The organism is Paenibacillus sp. 7541 (assembly GCF_002276395.1).
GTDB classification, from domain to species: Bacteria; Bacillota; Bacilli; order Paenibacillales; family Paenibacillaceae; genus Paenibacillus_AQ; species Paenibacillus_AQ campinasensis.
Genome location: NZ_NQLZ01000084.1, coordinates 1 through 317 on the forward strand (window position 1 = coordinate 1; position 317 = coordinate 317).

Sequence of the window (317 nt, forward strand, 5' to 3'; positions counted from 1 at the left end):
AATTGTCGCTGGCTGTACGATCGATGAGGCCGGTGAACCGCAGCAGGTCAAGATCCGCCTGTTGCCGCAGAGCCGAGGAACCGATACTAGGGCCTCTCGCCGCGATCTAACCGCATTCATCGATGAGCACGTGGATCGCCTTGCATCCGAAGTCCAGTTGTCCACGCAAGCTTTTCGATTGTACGCCCCTTTGCGGAGCGTGGTAAGAGAGGCGTGGGTATCGCTGAAGAATACATATGGTGCGTTGGGGAGGAAGCATCTGCAGGCGTATCTGAATGAATTCACAGGACGCCGCTGGCTTCGCGTGTCCGGAACGG

1 pseudogene is annotated in these 317 nt (G+C 57.4%); it reads left to right on the top strand.

Going from position 1 to position 317, the window contains the following annotated elements:
* A pseudogene (locus tag CHH75_RS24995) lies at nucleotides 1-317 on the top strand (hypothetical protein); the annotation flags it as partial.